Origin of the sequence: Anditalea andensis, from assembly GCF_000714815.1 — a bacterium.
Lineage (GTDB): Bacteria > Bacteroidota > Bacteroidia > Cytophagales > Cyclobacteriaceae > Anditalea > Anditalea andensis.
On record NZ_JMIH01000014.1, the window covers coordinates 716,919 to 736,318 of the forward strand.

Annotated in this window: 13 protein-coding genes; 7 read left to right on the plus strand and 6 right to left on the minus strand. The window is 40.2% G+C overall.

Translation table 11 applies throughout. The features are described from left to right. Positions 1–26 precede the first annotated feature (26 nt). Together porU2 and EL17_RS06770 are read right to left on the minus strand one after the other, a co-directional pair. Positions 27–5,072 (minus strand): putative type IX secretion system sortase PorU2, encoded by a 5,046-nt coding sequence (porU2, locus tag EL17_RS06765; protein WP_035071714.1) that lies wholly within the window; start codon positions 5,070–5,072, stop codon positions 27–29. Beyond that, positions 5,069–6,208, minus strand: a complete 1,140-nt coding sequence (locus EL17_RS06770) for a putative type IX sorting system protein PorV2 (protein WP_035071718.1) — start codon at positions 6,206–6,208, stop codon at positions 5,069–5,071. The genes porU2 and EL17_RS06770 overlap by 4 nt, the downstream gene beginning before the upstream one ends. A gap of 699 nt (positions 6,209–6,907) precedes the next feature. Here EL17_RS06770 and EL17_RS06775 point away from each other — a divergent pair. Together EL17_RS06775 and EL17_RS06780 are read left to right on the plus strand one after the other, a co-directional pair. Then, a complete protein-coding gene (locus tag EL17_RS06775; protein WP_035072158.1) occupies positions 6,908–7,237 on the plus strand; it encodes a PadR family transcriptional regulator in 330 nt (109 codons plus the stop codon). Positions 7,238–7,354: 117 nt separating this feature from the next. Continuing rightward, a complete protein-coding gene (locus tag EL17_RS06780; RefSeq protein ID WP_035071722.1) occupies positions 7,355–9,289 on the plus strand; it encodes a PspC domain-containing protein in 1,935 nt (644 codons plus the stop codon). A gap of 120 nt (positions 9,290–9,409) precedes the next feature. On the opposite strand, the gene EL17_RS06785 is transcribed toward EL17_RS06780, so the two are convergent. Together EL17_RS06785 and EL17_RS06790 are read right to left on the minus strand one after the other, a co-directional pair. Next, positions 9,410–9,871 carry a carboxypeptidase-like regulatory domain-containing protein gene (locus EL17_RS06785; protein WP_051719835.1) on the minus strand — a complete coding sequence of 154 codons (462 nt, stop codon included), beginning with the start codon at positions 9,869–9,871 and terminating at the stop codon, positions 9,410–9,412. A gap of 77 nt (positions 9,872–9,948) precedes the next feature. Continuing rightward, the gene (locus EL17_RS06790; RefSeq protein WP_035071726.1) at positions 9,949–11,832 is read right to left on the minus strand and encodes a CocE/NonD family hydrolase; all 1,884 of its coding nucleotides are present in this window, start codon (positions 11,830–11,832) and stop codon (positions 9,949–9,951) included. An 829-nt stretch (positions 11,833–12,661) separates the two neighbouring features. Here EL17_RS06790 and EL17_RS06795 point away from each other — a divergent pair. The 5 genes from EL17_RS06795 to EL17_RS06815 all read left to right on the plus strand — a co-directional run bounded on the left by EL17_RS06795 (position 12,662) and on the right by EL17_RS06815 (position 16,887). After that, positions 12,662–13,231 carry an RNA polymerase sigma factor gene (locus EL17_RS06795; RefSeq protein ID WP_035071728.1) on the plus strand — a complete coding sequence of 190 codons (570 nt, stop codon included), beginning with the start codon at positions 12,662–12,664 and terminating at the stop codon, positions 13,229–13,231. After that, positions 13,209–13,940, plus strand: coding sequence for a hypothetical protein (locus tag EL17_RS06800; protein WP_035071730.1), 732 nt, complete (start codon positions 13,209–13,211; stop codon positions 13,938–13,940). The genes EL17_RS06795 and EL17_RS06800 overlap by 23 nt, the downstream gene beginning before the upstream one ends. 122 nt (positions 13,941–14,062) lie before the next feature. After that, a complete protein-coding gene (locus tag EL17_RS06805; RefSeq protein ID WP_035071732.1) occupies positions 14,063–15,079 on the plus strand; it encodes a hypothetical protein in 1,017 nt (338 codons plus the stop codon). Positions 15,080–15,120: 41 nt separating this feature from the next. Further along, positions 15,121–15,933: an outer membrane beta-barrel protein gene (locus EL17_RS06810; protein WP_164674971.1), complete on the plus strand. Its 813-nt coding sequence runs from the start codon at positions 15,121–15,123 to the stop codon at positions 15,931–15,933. 18 nt (positions 15,934–15,951) lie between these two features. Then, positions 15,952–16,887: a DUF4097 family beta strand repeat-containing protein gene (locus tag EL17_RS06815; protein ID WP_035071736.1), complete on the plus strand. Its 936-nt coding sequence runs from the start codon at positions 15,952–15,954 to the stop codon at positions 16,885–16,887. Between the two features lie 83 nt (positions 16,888–16,970). On the opposite strand, the gene EL17_RS06820 is transcribed toward EL17_RS06815, so the two are convergent. Together EL17_RS06820 and EL17_RS06825 are read right to left on the minus strand one after the other, a co-directional pair. Continuing rightward, on the minus strand, positions 16,971–18,137 hold the full coding sequence (locus tag EL17_RS06820; RefSeq protein WP_035071739.1) for a glycosyltransferase family 2 protein: 1,167 nt from the start codon (positions 18,135–18,137) through the stop codon (positions 16,971–16,973). A 36-nt stretch (positions 18,138–18,173) separates the two neighbouring features. After that, positions 18,174–19,397, minus strand: a complete 1,224-nt coding sequence (locus EL17_RS06825; RefSeq protein WP_240485943.1) for a glycosyltransferase — start codon at positions 19,395–19,397, stop codon at positions 18,174–18,176. Positions 19,398–19,400: the final 3 nt, after the last annotated feature.

The window sequence follows — 19,400 nt, forward strand, 5'->3', positions numbered from 1 at the left end:
CATACTATAAAATCCATTATGCCACATCACCTTAACAGATACATTTTCCCATACCCTTTCTTAAAGGCTTTATCACCGGCAGTGGACCTATGCTCCATAAAGTGACCGTTTTTAAGTACCAAAACCCTATAGATATAAACCCCGTTTGCCAGCTGACCCCCAAATTCATCTCTTCCGTCCCAGGCATAATCTGAAAGGTTATGCCCTATCCGTATGGGACCCAGCTCATCCTGAAAGATCTCCCTCACCACTTTACCCGTTACGGTCATAATCTGAATTTTTATCTGATCCGGCACCTGAGAACCCGTGACAGTAAAAACAAATCTTACACTGCTGCTGAATGGATTCGGATATGGGTAAAAATGAGTGATCTGGGAATCATTTACTACTTCAAAAGTGATTTCATATGGCTTATCACTAGCTTTATTTCCTGAAGCATCTGTGGCAGTAATCATTAAACTATATTTGCCATCTTCCAAAGGCCCTGGCTGAAACTCAACTTTAAAATCTTGGGTGTCCGTGGCAGGATACCATTTTAATTTGGGCTCATTGAAATAGACCCTTTTGTAAATACACGTTACGCAGTTTGAGCGTATGGCAATCTCCACTCCGACAGTATCCTTCTTCCGTATCAAGGACCCTGCATCCCTTAGGACTGCTGAAATCATCACTGTGGGGGAGACAAGATCACCATCCATGATATAAATCCCGTCAAAATGCACATCTAAAACAGGATTATGCTCAGCTGGAAGCACAGAGACATACTCTTTAATATCTATAATATTGTTTTGATAAGTCTGCTCTAATGCGATTCTGGGGTTAGCAAAAACATGCAGGTTATTCAAACCTGACATACCAATAGAGTTAAAGCCTATAAGAAACTCAGTCGACTTCCCTGCAGGAACCGGTGCTATTTTTTTAAAAAACCTGTCTGCTTTACTTTTGTCCCTGTTCCTCCATATCCACTCTATCACCAAAGAATCGGTAAAATCATGCGGGGAAATATTAGCAAATTCAAATTTAAAGCCACGCTCCTCACCTTCTCTCAGCTGTATAGCTCTTTCGGCCTGGTTATAGATCAGAACCCCCTCTGGCACTCCTGTATAATTAACCTGCCATTTCATCAGCTGGCCGGGGAGTTCAGCTTCTGGATCATCCATAGCATATCTCAACCTTATGTATGGATACTGTATAGAATTGATGAACTCAAGCGAAAAATGCTCTGGTCTAGCATTTTCCACCAGTAAAGTCTCATTCCCATCTCGTGCAATGCCTATTATATCCATTTGCCCCAAATTATTATTATTAAAAACATCCTTTTTTATCAAATAGCTAAAAAACTCCTTCCATTCACTTGCAGGCCCTATCATTGGTGAAATTATGCTCCCAGATGTAAAATGACCTTCTAATCGCGTATTGAACTGGAGCACCTGACGGTCTGTAGGTTCAGGCAGCTCTGAATCTGCTACCATTTCTATAGCCTCACCAGCTTTCATTCCTTTCTTGCCAAAAAGTATATAGGGGTCTCCTGTTTTCAATTTTCTTAATGTACTTTCATTGGCGCCAAACTCTGTCAGTTTCTGGTAAGCTATATCTGGCCAATTACTGAAATTCACGTTACCCACAGAAAATATCAGTACATAATCTCCCTCTCCTACACCATTCACGTAGTCTATTAAATACTGTGTATTGTTTAAGATCGCCGTGTTCCTGATAGACTGGATGATCTGCGGCACCCTACCACAGGTGTTTCCATCCAATACATCAAACCCATCCGGTGGAAAGACCAGGTAAGGTGTCAAATCTTTTTTTTGAAAAGACAATAATCCCAAAGACCCATTTGGACACATTCTGCTGTTCACATTATTGACATTGTTCAAAATATATGGAATACCGTCCATTAATAATTGAGTGTTTTGATAAGTAAGGCTAGGAGCAGACCTGCCAAAAGTAAATATGTCGAGATCCATGCCTAGGCTTTCAAACTTCCATTCATTTTTAACTAGATCTTGGAAAAGTTGATGCTTGGTATTTTCAATAAACTGAGATAATTCCCTCTGAGTCCAGCCTTCTGAGCCATTTTTAATATACGAAAAACTAGAAACTGACCATGCTTCCGCTTCTCCCTCTTTTGGCTCCAAAATCTTTGTTCTCCAATATATGGTTACTGTATCCTTTAATCCCACTATATCAGAGTAATCTAAAGACCATGTAGTCAATCCATTTGAGGTAATCTGTATTTCTTTTCGAGCAGCACTGGAAAATTGGTGTGTAGTATCCACCTGAATCCATAAAACGCTGCTCTCGGCATCAGTTCCGCTAGTTTGGCTTATCAAATCTACTTTGGTATTAGGAACTATAGAAAAATTAAGGGGGAATAAATTAAACACACCGTTCATCTGTATAAAATGCGATGTAGTAATGCTGTTGTTAAAATAATTCAATTCCTGTATGTTTTTGTCTTTATTTATCTCAATAGTAAATGTATTTTCACCATAGGCATTTACTGCTCTATTTGGAATGGTAAATATGATAGTATCCCTTCTATAGACGGGTCTGAAACGCTTATTTTCATAATCTATAGATACCCCATCAGGAAGTCTTCTGCTCACACTGATATCAAAGGAATCAAGGTTTACTTTACCCAGATTCCTTACTACCATTTTAAGATGTAGGGTATCAAGAAAGGCATTTAAAACTTCCCCATTCGGTCCTTCCAATGTTACATCCGTACTTTTTATTTCATAATCAGCATGAGGTGCTGGAAAAATCTTACCTGCAGGATCGCCTAGCATCACCATCATAGAAGGGAGAGAGGTATATAAAGGATCTGTCCCATATCTCCGGTAAAACTCCTGCTCTGCTGCCCTCCTTACTTTTCCTATGGACTGATGGATCATGGATGAATCTGCAAAAGCCTTCAGGTAAAAATTTTCTGAATATCTTCTTAGGATAACATCAACACCCACATTGGTATGGGCGATGAAATGGGATGCACCTTTGTCAGGCGTAAGTACCCAGTCTTCACCAAATGTATAAGCGGTGCCAAAGGCATTACCTGCATCACAACCGTTTAGCAAGAGCACTGGATATTTCCCCTTATTGATATAATCCATCTGAGGATCTGACGCAAACCCTATTTCTATATCTATCAGTGATGGTGCCGCATGGCCAAAAAAAGTAACCAATGAGGCTCCTTGGTTAATCTCTTTAGAGATATCTATAAGTTCCACAGTAGCATTGGACCTTTTGCGAAATGTTTTTACATGCCCGCCCATATACACCTCTTCTGCTATATCTTTGAACCCGTTCATAAAAATATAATACCTGTTGAGCTCTAATGCAGACAATCCACCACTCAGGTGTATGAGGTTTTTTTGCCATTCTTCCTTTACCCCCATAGCATCTTTTTCTTTGATTTTATTCAGATAAGCCTCTACCTCATCAGGAGTACGAGCAGGGATCCGACCGAGCGGTAGGCTTTCCAGTTCAGGAAATTCCGTATCCAATCCATGTACAAAAGCTGCATCAGAATAAGGATAGCCTGCAGATGGTACCAGTTCCTGGAAAGGAAAAGCGGTCGGATGATGTCTGTAATTTAAACTCACATTATTTTGCCTTACCGAAGATAAGATGCCCAAGGCCCTACCTACCAATAAAAGGTATTCTGGCTGATACCTGAGGTAATAAGCTTTAATAAAATTATAAATGGCCAAGGGGGTTTTCTCTCCATATGAAAACTGGTCATAAAGCTGATCCATATTTACGACCAATGTATCAAAGCTACCTCCCTCAGTACTTTTCCGGTATGCGGCATAAGCACCCACAGGATCACGGTAGCGGGCACTGGCTTTACGGAGAGATTCATGAGTGATGAAGACATAACTAGCCGGTTGGTTCAGTATATCCCTAAACCTTACCTTTTGTATATTGCTTATTTGGGTTATGGACTGCGCCTGTTGGAGGATGATACGGGCTTGACCATTCCCTGACCCTCCAGGAAGCCTAAGTACACCACCTTCTACTGATAAATCTAGCCGCTTAGGCATATCATAATCCGTAATATCATATCCAGCATACACTGCATGTATGTCAGGGATTTCAAAATCATTCCCCTGTAAATTATAGCTTATAACTTTTTTCAAAAAATCCCCATTGGTAACTTTAGATGGATAGTGGATTTTGATAAAACTGACAGAAATATTATCTGTAGTGGTTTCGTTTCCCAAAGATCTTACACGGATGATTATACTTCCATCCCCATTGAAATCTGCATATTGAAGTTTTAAGCTTATTTTTTTTACGTCATATTCACCATAGGATGCCACCTCTATCTGTCGCATGGTGCCGACTCTTGGACCTGCTAATATTGCTGTAGTATGGGTAGCTCCAGCTCTTCCTACCAACCCTATATCTACTGAAAACGCTCCTGAATTCATTACCATTCCCAATGAAGTAAATACGAAATCTCTCTGATTCCCTTTAGAAATAACAGGTCCCATCCATCCCTGCCCTTTGTCATAAATGGGTAGCCGCACCCCTAGATCATACATCTGCCCCAGATGATACTGATCACTGAATACCATCAAACTTTCTGCATGAAAAACACTTGCACCTGGCAGAGCGGGCGAAACGAAATCAACCGTAGACATGCGCAGCCCTCTTACGCCGGGATTAACCGTAAGATAATAGGCTGTGGTATCACTGTGTGTATTAAAATATGGATTGGGAAGATCTTCCGAATTTTTATAAAGATCATAGTCCAGAGTGGCATCGTTCTTTTTTCCTACGAATTCTATGTAATCCTCAGGATCGAACCGACCATCTTCCTGACCATATGCGTATATAGGGACTTCCTTACCCCTATGATATAAGCGGATATCCCTTGGATCTATAGTAGTTACATCAATTCCCGAAACAGATAAAGTGGCATAACCCACCCGGTAAACACCATCCTCAGCAGTAGTTATTCTGTAATAGCTATTCGAAAAATCTATCCATTCATGTTGAGCAACTGCTTCAAAAACAAGAAAATCCACTATTATAAATAACCAGATACAGTATTTTTTCATGGTTTTTGGACATTATTTCCCTCCCAGTTATGAGTCCTAAATTCATCCTTGTGGGCGTTCAACCCCACCTTTAAACTAAACACATGTGAATATGGAGTTTCAGATATACTCCCTATATCTGAAAGCGCATAATCTATATTTACAGTTTCATGCAAAAAAACTCCAATACCAAAGCTGGGACGAAAAGTGAGGTAATCAGCATCAAAACTTTTAATTTTCTGAATATTGCCTACCCCTCCCCTGAGATAGACGAGTTTTCTATATCCCATCTCGATCCCCATCCTTGGGTCTATGCTCACTAGGTTACTTTTCAGCAGTGAATTCCTTTTCCCGTCAAAGGTCATATCTATATCGATTACAGGCTGAAAACTTATCATGTCACTCACATTTATAAATTTAGCAACACTGAAAGTTGCTCTGGGCATGGTAAGTTCTGTAGTATTTAAAGGTACAGGATTATTGGTCCGGACATATATATCTCTCACCATATCTGGATGGTGGGACCAGCTATTAAATGTGGTGGTAATGTCTCTTAACATCAATCCAAATCTCCATTCCTCCAATTGAAAAATAGTACCTAAGTCTAATCCAAATCCCCATGCACTGGCAAATTTCCCTACATTGCGATGAATAACTTTGGTATTAATGCCTATTTTCAACTTATCGCTTAAAGCTTTGGCGTAAGAAAGGATCATCGCATAATCAGCCGCACTGAAAAACTGAATATGGTTATAATTCAATGCGCCGTTGGCATCATATAAAAATCTGGTATCTGGAATATCATCTACACCAAAACGTATAAGTGTCAACGCAACCTGATTCTTTCCGTCTATAGCAGTAGAATATCCGGCATAATCAAATTTGGCTATACCGGCAAAATATTCGGCATGCATCAATGAAAATTCATGCTCAAACTGGATCCCCGATATACCCGCAGGATTCCAATAGGCTGCAGTTACATCATTCACTGATGAAACCTGGGCCCCGCCCATTCCCAGGGCACGTGCCCCGATCCCTATATTCAAAAATTCATTTGAATACTTAGGTGTCAACGTTTGTCCATTTACGGAGCTACCTATCAGTACCCCTGCCAAAAAAGAAAGGCAGCTGATCTTTCCAGTACTTGTCTTCCACATATCGATGATAAGAGTAATTAAAAAATCTTCGAACCTTACCTACTTCGGTTTATACAGATTATTTTTAATAAGCCTCACCTGTCTCCTTTTCAGATGAAACAGGGCACAACCCTAGGCTGCGCCCGATTACATGCCCCTATAATTATCGGGAAAATCATGTAAAATTCCACCTGAGCTTTAAAAGACAAAATTTAATCAGATGAAAGAATAAAAATAATTATAAAACATTTTGTAAGCATTTCATAAACCATATCCATGTTTACCTCAGAAATATATAAAATAAGTAAATATATTTTGTAAAATTAAATACTTAATACTGCCCTAAATATCTGACATAATCCTTGTCACTCCCACTACATCAAAACTCTTTACAAAAGCCATGGTTTTCATGCTCTAACGCGCATGAAAAAACACCATTTGACCTGCACGGATTTGGACACTCATGCGTCCGTTCGAAAGACAGGTGCCTTCTGGTAAAGACCAAGATTTAAAGTAGATCCAATTTACTTAAAATAAAGTCTTAACTGATAAAACAGCACTTCAGACCTATTAGAAGGCATTTTTTGATAGTCCACCTTACAAATCAAAGCATGTAATAGGTATTGCAAGGTAGCTTTTTTTACTTTGGTATTAAATTTTGATAGTGATATGGAAAGCATACCTAAAATATGCTCATATTACTTTCTAAAAAGGTTTAACATGAAGGCTACTAATACTCAAATACAAATGCGGAAAGGGATTTTGGAATTCTGCATCCTCCATATTATATCTAGGGGGGAAGTTTATGCTTCTGATATGTTGGTAGAGTTAAAAGGTGTGGAATTAATAGTAAAAGAAGGAACCCTTTATCCCTTACTTAATAGACTGAAAAATGCCTCATTGGTTTCTTATAAGTGGGTGGAGTCAGAAACTGGCCCTCCTAGGAAATATTATTCTATCACGCCTGAAGGCTTAAGCTTTCTGGAATTATTGGACCAAACCTGGCATTCCTTAATCCATTCCACACAGTTGATTACCTCTAAAAGATAAGCACAATGAAATTGTACATGATTTACGTCCCATGGTGTTCTGCCCAAAAGCCCCGATAACTATTATGGACAAATATGCAAGATTCCGTGTGAACTTTGAAAAACTAATTATAAACACATGAAAAAGACTATAAGTATAAATATTAGCGGAATCCTTTTTCATATAGAAGAAGATGGGTATACAGCACTCAAGAAATATCTAGAAGCGATCAATACCCATTTTTCAAATTATGAAGGGAACCAGGAAATCATCAATGATATAGAGAACCGCATAGCTGAAATATTCCTAAGTACGCTAAAGAACAACAAACAGGTCATTACCAGTGAAAACGTGGAAATGCTGATTGAAAAAATGGGCACTATAGCAGATTTTCAAGCTTCCGAAGAAACTTTGAATGACACGGATAACAAAGATGAAAAAGTCGATAGCGAGTATGATTTTTATAAAAACATAACTCCCCCCATGACCGAAGCTGGAAAAGGATACAAACGATTAAGCAGACTAGAAAACCGCAAAATTTTAGGTGGTGTTTGTGCCGGAATCGCTCACTATCTTGCTATAGACCCCTTGTGGACCCGTTTGATAGCCATCCTATTGCTATTTAGTGGCCGGATTAATTTCCCGGGCCTGGACTGGTTTCCGGGTGACTGGTTGTTTAAAATCTCTCTCGCTGGATGGGCAGTACTAGCCTATGTAGTGTTATGGGCGATATTACCGGTAAGCTATGAAGATATAGAAGACAAAAATATAAAAAAGCTATACCGCAATCCGGATGACCGGGTAATAGGGGGTGTAGGAAGCGGATTGGCGGCATACTTTAACATTGAAATCATCTGGGTACGGATATTATTCCTTGCCTTGTTATTTGCGGGAGGATCTGGATTGGTGATTTATCTTATTCTTTGGATAATTACCCCAGTAGCTAAATCCATTACGGAAAGGATAGAAATGAAGGGTGGGGCTATTACTTTGAGTAACATAGAAAATACAATTTTAGAGAATCAGCACCCTCCATATGCAAAAGAAGAATCCAAAGGAAGGAAAATGGTCCTTGCTCCATTTAGGGTGATGGGCAATGCTATTGATGAAATAGGTAAAGCATTAGGTCCTTTTGGGAAGTTTCTCCTGACCATATTCAGGGTTCTGTTTGGCGCACTTATCTTTCTCATTGGGATTTCGCTCATATTCACCTGCATGATCTTCCTAGGTACGTATTTTCATATCATCCATGGGGAAACCTTTGGTCTTCATTCCGGCGATATTCCTATGGATTTTATAACTGAAACGGTGCCTTTTTGGCTGGCAGTAGCAGTAGTCATGACCATAGTTATTCCTGCCTTGATAATCACGATCATGGGGGTAAGCATCTGGGTGCGGAGGAATCTGATAAATGGCAGGATAGGGTTGTTCGCTTTGGTCATCTGGCTTATCAGTATAGCCATAGTAGGCTTTTCACTGCCCCATACCATCAGCCAATTCTCTTCTGAGGCAGAAATCAATGAAACCACAGAACTGGCAATGGGTGAAGGCACCATGGTGATAAGGGCAAGGGACACCCAACAAGAAATAAATATATCAGCTAAAAAATTTGGAGATGATGAAGTCATTTTTAACAATACCATAAGTTTAAAACTATCAGGTCATAATGAAGATAAAGTGAAGTTAATCCAGAAATTCACTTCCAGAGGAAAAAGTCAGGAAGATGCCAGAGCTAACCTACGTGAAATAGAATATGCTTATGAAATTCAGGACAGCATCCTTCTTATAGATAAAAACATACAGCTGACTTCATGGGGAAAATTCAGGGCGCAAAGCTTAGATCAAGAGTTGCTGATTCCCTACAATAGGCCTTTCATCATAGAAAAATCAGTTCTGTCTGTACTACAACATACCCTGTATAGAAACGGATATAAACTTAAAGATGTCAATTCAAGAAACATCTGGGTTTTTAATGAAAACGGATTGTTGTGTCTTACCTGTACCAGCGATCATAAAAACACGGAAGCAGACATTGAAAGTAGAGAATTGTTTCAAAATCTGACCATAAGATAAATTTACAAAGCCTTCTGGAAATTCCAGAAGGCTTTCATAATTGATATCAATAAAAATCGGATAGGCTCCTCACATTATCTTCCTCATAACGGAAAATCTAGAACCAGATTTCTATCATTCTTAATAAAATGCCTTATAATCAATTTTTATATTTATGATCACCCATTCTTCTGAAGTTATTGCTACGGGGTTTACATTCATTTCCCCATCAAAGATATTGGCAAACAGACCTTCTTTTTCTAGGGTAAAAACCGAATAGTTTCCAGGAGGAAGTCCGACCTTAAACTGCCCACTTTTATCGGAGGTCACCCGGGCTACCAATGGTGTAGGTGGTTCAGAAAACAAACCGTTAGTTTGTTCCAGCTGGTTTAGCCGGGTTAGTTCATAAATGAGTAATGTGCGTTGAATATTGCGTTCAGAAGACCTCCCGGCTGGATTGTCATCTTCTATTACCTGGGGCATGTGGTTTCCTTCCAGCCAATATAACTGCCCGATGATCCCCTGATCCTGTTCCAACTGTACTGTTTTACACCCACTCAGTGACAGCACTGTCACCATTATAAAAAGAGTTAACCTTAACATATTATTTTGGGATTATCCTACACAAATGTACTCCATCATATCCATAAACCATGATTTAGTTTAATATATTAGTCGATTTACTTCTTTTGGATGACCGGTAATGTTAAATGACTAGGGTATTGATTGGAGTGGTGGATTTTATTGGTTGCTATTACACCTTCAGTTTCATCATAATTGTTCCCTCCGGTATTCATATTTCTGTCAAAACGAGGGAAATTAGAACTGGATATTTCTATCCTTACACTGTGACCTTTATCAAAATAATTACTGGTGGACATTGGTGTCAAGTTTACTTCATAAACTTTGCCTGCTTCCATAAACACTTCTTTTTCATAACCCTCCCGGTACCTTACCCGCTGTATGGTTTCATCCAGATTATAGGCCCTGCCATCAGGGTAGACATCGATAATCTTGATGGTCAGATCGGTATCTTTTACATCGGAGGATAAATAAAGTCGAGAATTAATAAACCCACTGATCTCTGTGCCTTCTTGAAATGGCTCTGAGGTATAAACCAGAATATCTTCCCGTAGCTCCATTTCCTGTTGGTCAAATGCACCGCCATTAATCGCATTGCCTGTACAGCAGACATTACCGCCGTAAGAGCCAACAGGATTCATAGGGTCATATCGGAAAGTGTCTGGATTGTCTTTGCCGGCTTTTTTGGTGCTTAACTTTCCATCCCCTTTTCTGGTATTGGCATTGCCGTTACTGTTCAGATAATACGTAGTCATTCTTGCTTCTTTTGGAGGCCAGGCATCAGCAGTCTGCCATTGGTTAGCTCCCATAGTATAATATCTAACCTTGGGCATTTCGGCAGTGACATTGTTATTTTCTCCTTTGAGCCAATAATCAAACCAGGCAAATATCATATCATCATAGGCAAGCCTTGCATCACCCATGCTTCTTTCTCCTACTATGGTGTTTTCAGTAGCACGTGTATAGGCACAGTGCAAAGTGGGCGCTATCAATAGAAACTGGTTGTTTCTTATCGATTCATCCGAGGCATTTGATTTTATATGATTATAAAGAGCCAGATTGGGACTGCTGGCTACATCATACCAGGAAACAAACCAAAAACTGGGAACACCAAAATCCATATCATCGTGATACAGCCCGCCCTTATACCACTTTGGATCATTGGGTTTCCTGGTAATCATTTCTTCATAGATCCCTTGGGGGCCGTTTACATTTTTGATGATATCCATCACCGGCAGGTGGGCCAGTCCTTCTTTCCAGTCTACTTTGGGATAGCGGGGAGCCATGTCATAGAAACGCTGTATGCGCTGAAGGTCCTGCTGTCCGATGCCTTCCGCTAGCTTGGGTGCCATGGGATCATGCTGGGTACCATAGAGCCAGGTAGTAAAAAGCATCTGCCCGGCACCTCCACGGTACCAATTGCCCTGCTCATAATAATCACCGATGCGCCCTACGCCTGCTCCATAACCCTGAGGAACCATGGCAGCATGTGCAGGATGATTCATGGCAGCCACCGCCATCTGCCACTCAGCCGTGGAGGAACAGCCCAGCGTGCCCACTTTTCCATTACTCCATTCCTGCTCTGCCATCCAGGTAAGGGCATCATAGCCATCAGTCAGCGGCGTGCCGAGAATATCCCACTCCCCTTCAGAAAAGAACCGGCCTCTTTCATTCTGCACCACATAGGCATAGCCTTTCTGCACAGCATCATAGGCACTTTGAAGCATCCTGGTGTTTAGTTCCCCGTCACGGTAAGGATTAAAGTTATATGGTGTCCTTGAAAAAATAATGGGTACCGGCCGATCCCCTTTGGGTCGATAGATATCAGTGGCGAGTCTTATACCATCCCTCATTGGCATCATGACCTTCTGGTCTACTATGGCTATTTCCTGCAGTTTTCCGAGGATATCCTGGTCTTGCGCAAATAGATCGGAATATATCATCATTAAGATGATCAGCAAATAATATTTGGAATGTACCATGATAATAAAACAATTAATAAAATACTCCTTCTACTTAGAAAAGTAAATTAAGATAAAAAAAGTAAATGATACTTTTTTATTACTTGAATGGCTTTAATATCTTATATGCTATCTACCAAAGTGAAAATCTTATATATTTTGCTGAAAGTTCACTGTAACATCAATAGTTAAAATTTATCATGTAAACGAACGAAGACGAATGCATGGCAAAAGAACTATGCTTTTCCTATGGCGTTAAATATTCCTATGCCGATTACCTTATATTACATGAAATGTTTTATCAATTTTTGGAAGGTGTCAATGGAGGGCTTATCCCTCCCCATTGCATTGTACGTTTGACCTACAAATCCAAAAAATAGATCTGGAAGAATCTTTCATGTATGTAATTCGATTTTTCAACTTCTTCATTTTATCGTTTTTTATATATGAAATCGGGCATGAGGAAAACCTCACAAACCGGAATGATGATAACCATGTGAGATTGTCCCGAATAAATTCGAGACAGGCTATCCCGACCTCCGGTACGGGACAAGTTCCGCCATTTGAAAAACAATTATAAATATTTAAAAATCAATAAATCACAAAACATTAAACAGCTTCTTCTATACCAATTTTGTCTACCTTCCTCTTCTGCCTTCAGTACAATGATTTAGATCCCTATGGCCAAAAGGGAGAACACTGATTATCAAATAATGAATTAAAAAAAACAGATGAGTTCCTCCCTTTTCACAGTGCCCTACCCTTCCTGTTAAAATTTATTAATTTTTTTTCAATATCCTTGCAACCCTTTTTCCTTTCTTTGTATCTACCTATTTGAAAACCAATAGTAATGTTTATCCGAAAGACTTTTACCGAAGAAGCAGACATCATCAAAGGTTGCCTTAAAGGTGAGCGGAAGGCTCAGCAGGCACTCTATGATGCCTATGCCGGCAAGTTTCTCGCCATCGCCATCCGGTATGTGAAGGACCGCGATCTGGCAGAGGATATCATGATCGAGGGGTTCATGAAGATCTTTGAAAAACTGGCGCAATTTGAAGGCAAAGGGAGCTTTGAAGGATGGATGAAAAGGATCATCGTCACCAAAGCCCTGCTCGCACTCCGGGACAATAAAAGTCTGATCATGGAGGTGAACGCTGACAGCGAAAGTGCATTTGACCGATCGGGCTATGAATTTACCGATATGGAAACGGCCGACCTGATGAACATGATCCAGGAGCTATCAGTAGGATACCGGACGGTTTTTAATCTCTATGCCATAGAAGGATTTAACCATCTGGAAATCGGAGAACTGCTGGGCATCTCCGAAAACACCTCCAAATCCCAGCTCAGCAGGGCAAGGGCTATACTAAAACAAAAAATAGCCGATCAAAATTTAAATGAAAGGAGAATCAATGGCTAATTCAAATAAGAATATCGACAAACAATTCAGGGACCAACTGGAAAACCATGAAATCAAACCATCGGGACTGGCTTGGGAAAGACTGGAAAAGAAGTTAGATCAAAATAAAAAACCTGCCTATCCATGGATGAAAGTGGCGGCCTCAGTGATGCTCCTGCTCACAATGGGAAGCCTTATATGGCTAAGCATAGATTTCACCAAATCCAAGGTAGAGCTCCCCTTGGCGCAGGTAGAAGACATCCCAGCCGATGTCCCCTCTGAAAAGGCTATAGAAGAAGAGACTCCGAAAATATCAGAAGAGCCAAAAGCTTCGGCCCCCGCTCCTAGGAAACCTTCAGCTACAGCACCTGTCAAAGAGACTGAAACCTCTAAACCGAATTTGGTAGCAGAAAATGAAGCGCCGGTGATCAAAGAAAAATCTGCTATTACTCCTATTGAAACGATAGAAAGAGTACAGCCAGAGGTATCGCTTCCTTCGAGCGGAGAGGTGTATCTAGCAGAGCACCGTCCCGAAGTGAGGGTAAAGATCATATCCAGTGGCATAGTAGAAAAGCCCCAAAAGGAAAATCTGATAGATGATCTGGGGGAAAAAATAGAAAAGGTGGGAAGCCTTATCAATAAGGTGGACCAGGGACTAGCAGACCTGCAGGATGCAAAAAACAACCTTTTCGCCTCCATTACTTCAAGAAGAGAAAGAAACAGTAACTAATATGTTCATTAATAGATCATAGAAAAAGTGCCTCCAGATAGGTGATTGATTAACTAAAGAAATTCATTCCCAAACCTCGGTACAGGACAAGTTAAGACCTTTAAAAAACAAAATTTAACAAGATGAAAAAATATCTTTTAGCCGTAATTTTTATGGCCATCGTACAACTGGCTTTTGGTCAGACTGAAGGCCAGACAGATCGCAAAGTACAGCGGGACAGCATCATAGTTGAGTTTGGAAGAACAGGTAAAATCCTGCTTTCCATAGACAATAAAGAAGATTTTGAAAGATTAAAATCCCTGGATGTAAACCAAATTATCAGAGACCTGAATCTGGAACTTGATGAGTCTACCGGTAAACTACATGTGGTAGAAGTAAGGGGACGTGATCTAGTGACGGTACGGGAAGATGGACCAGAAACCGAGGTTACTGTCGGCAGAATCCGGGTATTAGTGGATGAATCAGGAGACCGTACGAGAGTAAAAGTGGATTCCAAACCAAAAAAGAGAGTAGAACCCTCATTCAGAACCTATTTCAATTTTGACATAGGGGTAAATAATTACTTAGAAGACGGTAGCTTTCCATCCGGGAGCGAACCACATGCGGTCAGAGGCTGGGGCAGCTGGAATGTGGGATTGAACTGGATGGCCAGCCAAAGAGTATCCAAAGGTGCCTATTGGGATTTTGGCCTAGGGGTACAGTGGTACAACTTTAAATTTGAGAATACCAACTATCAGGCACTGAACACAGAAGAAGGTGTAGATTGGATACTCAGAGATGATGTGAACGGGATAAAAAGTAAAATATCCGCCTCCTACCTTACGGCACTGACCATGTTCAAATTAGATTTTGGTAAAATGAATGATGCAGGTAGGAATGGGCTGAGAATAGGAGTAGGTCCATATGCGGGCTATAGATTGGGTGGCAGAAGTAAATTCGTATACCGTGAGCCCAACTCCGTAGGCAGAAGTAAAGAAAAAGAAAGTGCAGGACCTTACCTAAATAACCTTAGGTATGGCCTGAGAGGAGAAGTAGGCTTTAGAAGCATTACATTCTACTCTACATATGACTTTAATGAACTATTTCAGTCTGGCCAGGGACCAAGTGTTACCCCTATTACTTTTGGATTAGTATTTTAAATCTATAAGACAGGCATAACCTGCCTTTAAATAACAGCAACATGAACTCGAAAATTTTAATAGTACTTTTACTATCATGTGGTATAATGACCAATGTTTGGGCCAAGTCAGACACATCCGATTCCGTGATACATGAATCTGATTTGCATGTGAGGATGTTTAGAAGCAAAATTCACATCAACACAAAATCCTATGAAAAAGAAAACAATAACAATAGTAATACAGACATAGACTTTTCATTCGAACATAGTAGTGAAGCCATCTATAGAGAGGGAAAAAATCTGATCTCCAGATCATATTTTAATGTGGATCTTGGTAAGGGAATCTGGCAGGGAGATGCTGCCGCTCCAGATGTAAGAGCATGGGGCAGCTGGATGGTGGGGCTGAATTTTGTGAGGCAGAGCAAAGTCACCAACCATTTTTATATCAAATCACTGGCAGGATTTCACTTCCATAACTTCAAATTTTCTGATAATAGTATCCAGGCAGTAAGAGGAGATCAGGGAGTAGACTTCCTCCAAAGAGATAATGGCATCAAATCAAAAGTAGCGGCATCCTATCTTACGCTGGCCATTATCCCGAAAATCAGCACTGGACATAATGGTTTCCGGATCGGTGCGGGACCATATGCAGGATACAGGTTGGGAGGAAGAAGCAAATTTGTGTATAGAGATGGAGGAAGAAACAAAGATTTTGACACCAGTAACATGTACTTGGAAAACTTCCGGTATGGACTAAGAGGAGAAATAGGGGCCAGCTGGTTTGACTTCTTTTTCAATTATGATCTCAACCATGTTTTTGAAAATGGCAGGGGACCGGAAGTCAATGCCTTCAGTTTCGGTATTATTTTATAACATATAAACAAAGTCAATATGAACAAGAAAATTATATGGGCATTAAGCATTTTGATCTGTTTGCCCCTCATGTCATCCGCACAGTTAAAGACACTGGTGGATATGAAAAAAGAATATTCCGGTATTTCCCACATAGAAATAGAAAATAGCATGCTTGCTGTAAATTACGTAGGGAAAGCTAACACTGCCACCATTGATCTTGAAGCATTTCTTGAATCCAATAACGACCAGGGACAAGATATAGTTTTTGTCACTATTGGAAATACACTGAAGATAAAATACAAGTCAAACTCCCAGAACTTCAATAACTCAAACCAAAAAACAAAGGGGCATATCAATATGACCGGGCCTGAAAATATGAAGATAACGCTATCCAGCTCTTCGGGAACGGTATCTTTAAATAATATTCATTCAGAGCGGACTTCCCTCAAAGTATCTTCTGGAAATCTTAACCTATCAAATATCAAGAGTGAAGTATCGCTTACTGGATCATCAGGTAGAATCAAAGCCCACAATATCACAGGTGCTGTAAAATGTAAAATCAGTTCAGGATCAGTAGATTTAAATAATATAGATGGGCCTGTAGATTTCAGCTCTAGCAGCGGCAGGCTTACCGCAAAAGATATTCGTGGAAAAGTAGATTTAAGCCTGTCCTCAGGGTCTGTAAGTCTGGAAAATGTAGCAGAACTAGGAAACCTCTCCTTAAGCTCAGGAAGTATCAAAGCGGAAAACGCAGGCATAGGAGCAAATACCAGATTAAACGGAAGCTCGGGATCTATAAGGATAAAAACTCCAACCGCCTTAAACTTATATAATTATAATCTAAATGCCGGCAGCGGGAGTTTAAGAGTAGGAGATGTGTCTAAAGCTAAACATCTTGAAATCAACAACTATAGCCAAAATACAATTATGGGTAATATCGGTTCAGGAATGATAGCTATCGTAAACGAATAGTATTTATCTGATAAATGCACCCATCTATATCATTCAACTTTAAGGAAAAGAGGCTGTTAAATATCAACAACCTCTTTTTCTTATTAAGCCCTCCTGGCCTTTTCCCATATACCGGAGGGATTTCCTTTGAGGTATTTTATAAATCCTAAAAAAACCGCATAATGCATGAAACAAAAATAATAAGGAACAAAAAACACTTTGATTTTCAAGTTACTATCTGATAGTATAGCCCCCACAAAAGCTAACATATAAAACCCAAACTGGGCGGCCATGAGGAACTCATAAACCCAATGCTGTCCCAATAAAAAGAAATTGGCTATGAAAAATAAAGGCAGACAAAAAGGCGTCACCGCCCATCTCAATACACGGTGAGATATGTACTGAAATGTAAGCAAACCGTAGCGGAAGGGATTCAATACATGCTTCATCCTTTCCATAGCTTGAAACCCGCCTTCCGATATCCGTACTTTCCGCTTCTTCTCATCTCCCATAGAAAAAGACGGCTTTTCAGAAGCATATGCACCCGGTTCATAGATCACCCTATAACCCTGGGCTGCAAACCTCATGGAGATCATAAAATCATCTAAAATAGTATCCGCCTCCACCGGTTCGAATAAAGCCGTACGAATGGAAAACAATTCTCCAGCCGCCCCCACTATCGTCTGGAGCTGAGAATCCATTTTCTTCAAAAAAGATTCATACTTCCAATATATCCCTTCTCCTGCCCCTGTGGCTTTGGCTTCGTTATTCATCAGCACTCGCTTCTCCCCTGCCACAGCAGCTACAGTAGGGTCCTGGTAGTGCCTTACAATCATTTTCAATGCTTCAGGATTCAATTGGGTATTGGCGTCGGAAAAGACCACTATAGGAGTGGTAATAGATGTCATAGCCATATTGATGGCTTCTATTTTGCCCCTTCTCGTTGGCCCACTGATTTGATCTATACCCGGTATAGTATTCAGATACTCTGTGGATCCATCTGTAGAACCTTCTACTACAAAAAGAATCCTGATCTTATCCGAAGGATAAAGCAGTGATAATGAATTTTCTACCTTGGCCGCAAGACAATCCATTTCATTGTACGCCGGGATGACAAGGGTAAGGGACGGCAGTTCACTATCGGAAGGTACAGCAGTCTCTGAAAATTTCTTGCGTATCTTTACCAATAGATATGCCACGATGCCATATCCGATAAACGCATAGAAAATAAGGAAAAAAGAAAGCCAAAAGATAATTTTTATAAATTCCATATAGATATACTTGGGATTTTTGTCTGTTTCATTGAATTATTTATTCTTTATCGATTTGAGATAACTTTCACCGATTGCTTCCACGCTTTTTGCCCAGGTATGAAGAGAAGCGGTATTCTTTCTGCTGGCTATCCGCTCTGGGGTGTTTTCTGCCAAAGCCTTCTTGATCATTTGGACATATTCTGAAAGGGTGGCTGCCAGGTAAACATCCCCTTTAAAATAATCCATGAAAGGTGTTTTAGTAGATACAGTAGGCTTACCCATAGCCAAATATTCGTCTATTTTCCGGGGGTAATTTCCTATAGTAAGGTCATTTACCAGCTGTGGGTTGAGCGCCACATCAAATCCTTTGAGAAAATTGGGAAGTTGCTCAGGTGGCCTTTTGTTCAGAAAATAAACGTTCTCTAATTCATGTAAAGCACTCTTTTCAAATGCCTCATCCTCTGGCCCCACCAGTACCAGATTCATCTCAGGCAATGATGCTGCTATTCCGATCATCAGCGCAATATCCAGGCGCAAAGAAGTCAGCGCTCCTATATAACCTATGATCGGGCTGGGGATAGAAGCTATTTCTTCTGCAATAGGTATCGAATCATCTTCATCCCTAAACAAGTCGATTTCACATCCCTGACCTACCATGTAACTGTGCCCGTTGTATTTCCTGGCATAATCGGCTAGAAAATCAGAATTGGCCACTACCACATCCACTTTTGAGATAAGTTCCTTTTCTGCTTTTTCACCGTGCTTACGGTGGTAAGGGTTATAATTCAGGTTATCTCGCAAATAGTAGATATAACTGGCTGGTTTTAAAAGCTCTTTTAAATAAAGTCCTCTTTCTATGAGGTTGTCATTAAAAATTATGATGTCTTTAAATTCTAGATAATCTGCTGCCTCTTTTATCCTTTTGGAGAACCTGCTGTTGTTTAGATAATTCAGTTTTTGGTACAGCGTACCGGGCGGTAGCCAGGTGATGGATTCCAAAATAGTACGCGGATAAAGATTCCATAGGTTCGGACCTATGTGTTCAATGTCTTTCTGCTTTTTAGCCAAAATAGATAACCTTTTTTTCACCTTAGGGTCTTTTCTATCTCTAAGCACGGTGATACGATCAAGGGGATAATTAACGTATAGTACACGATTATCCTTAGCCAGCTCTGCCGCTATATTTTTACAGTTACTGCCTATCTCTACATCCCAAGATTGCATACTTACTATTACTATATCCCTTCCTATGATCATATTAGTAGTGGTTGCTTTCAATAT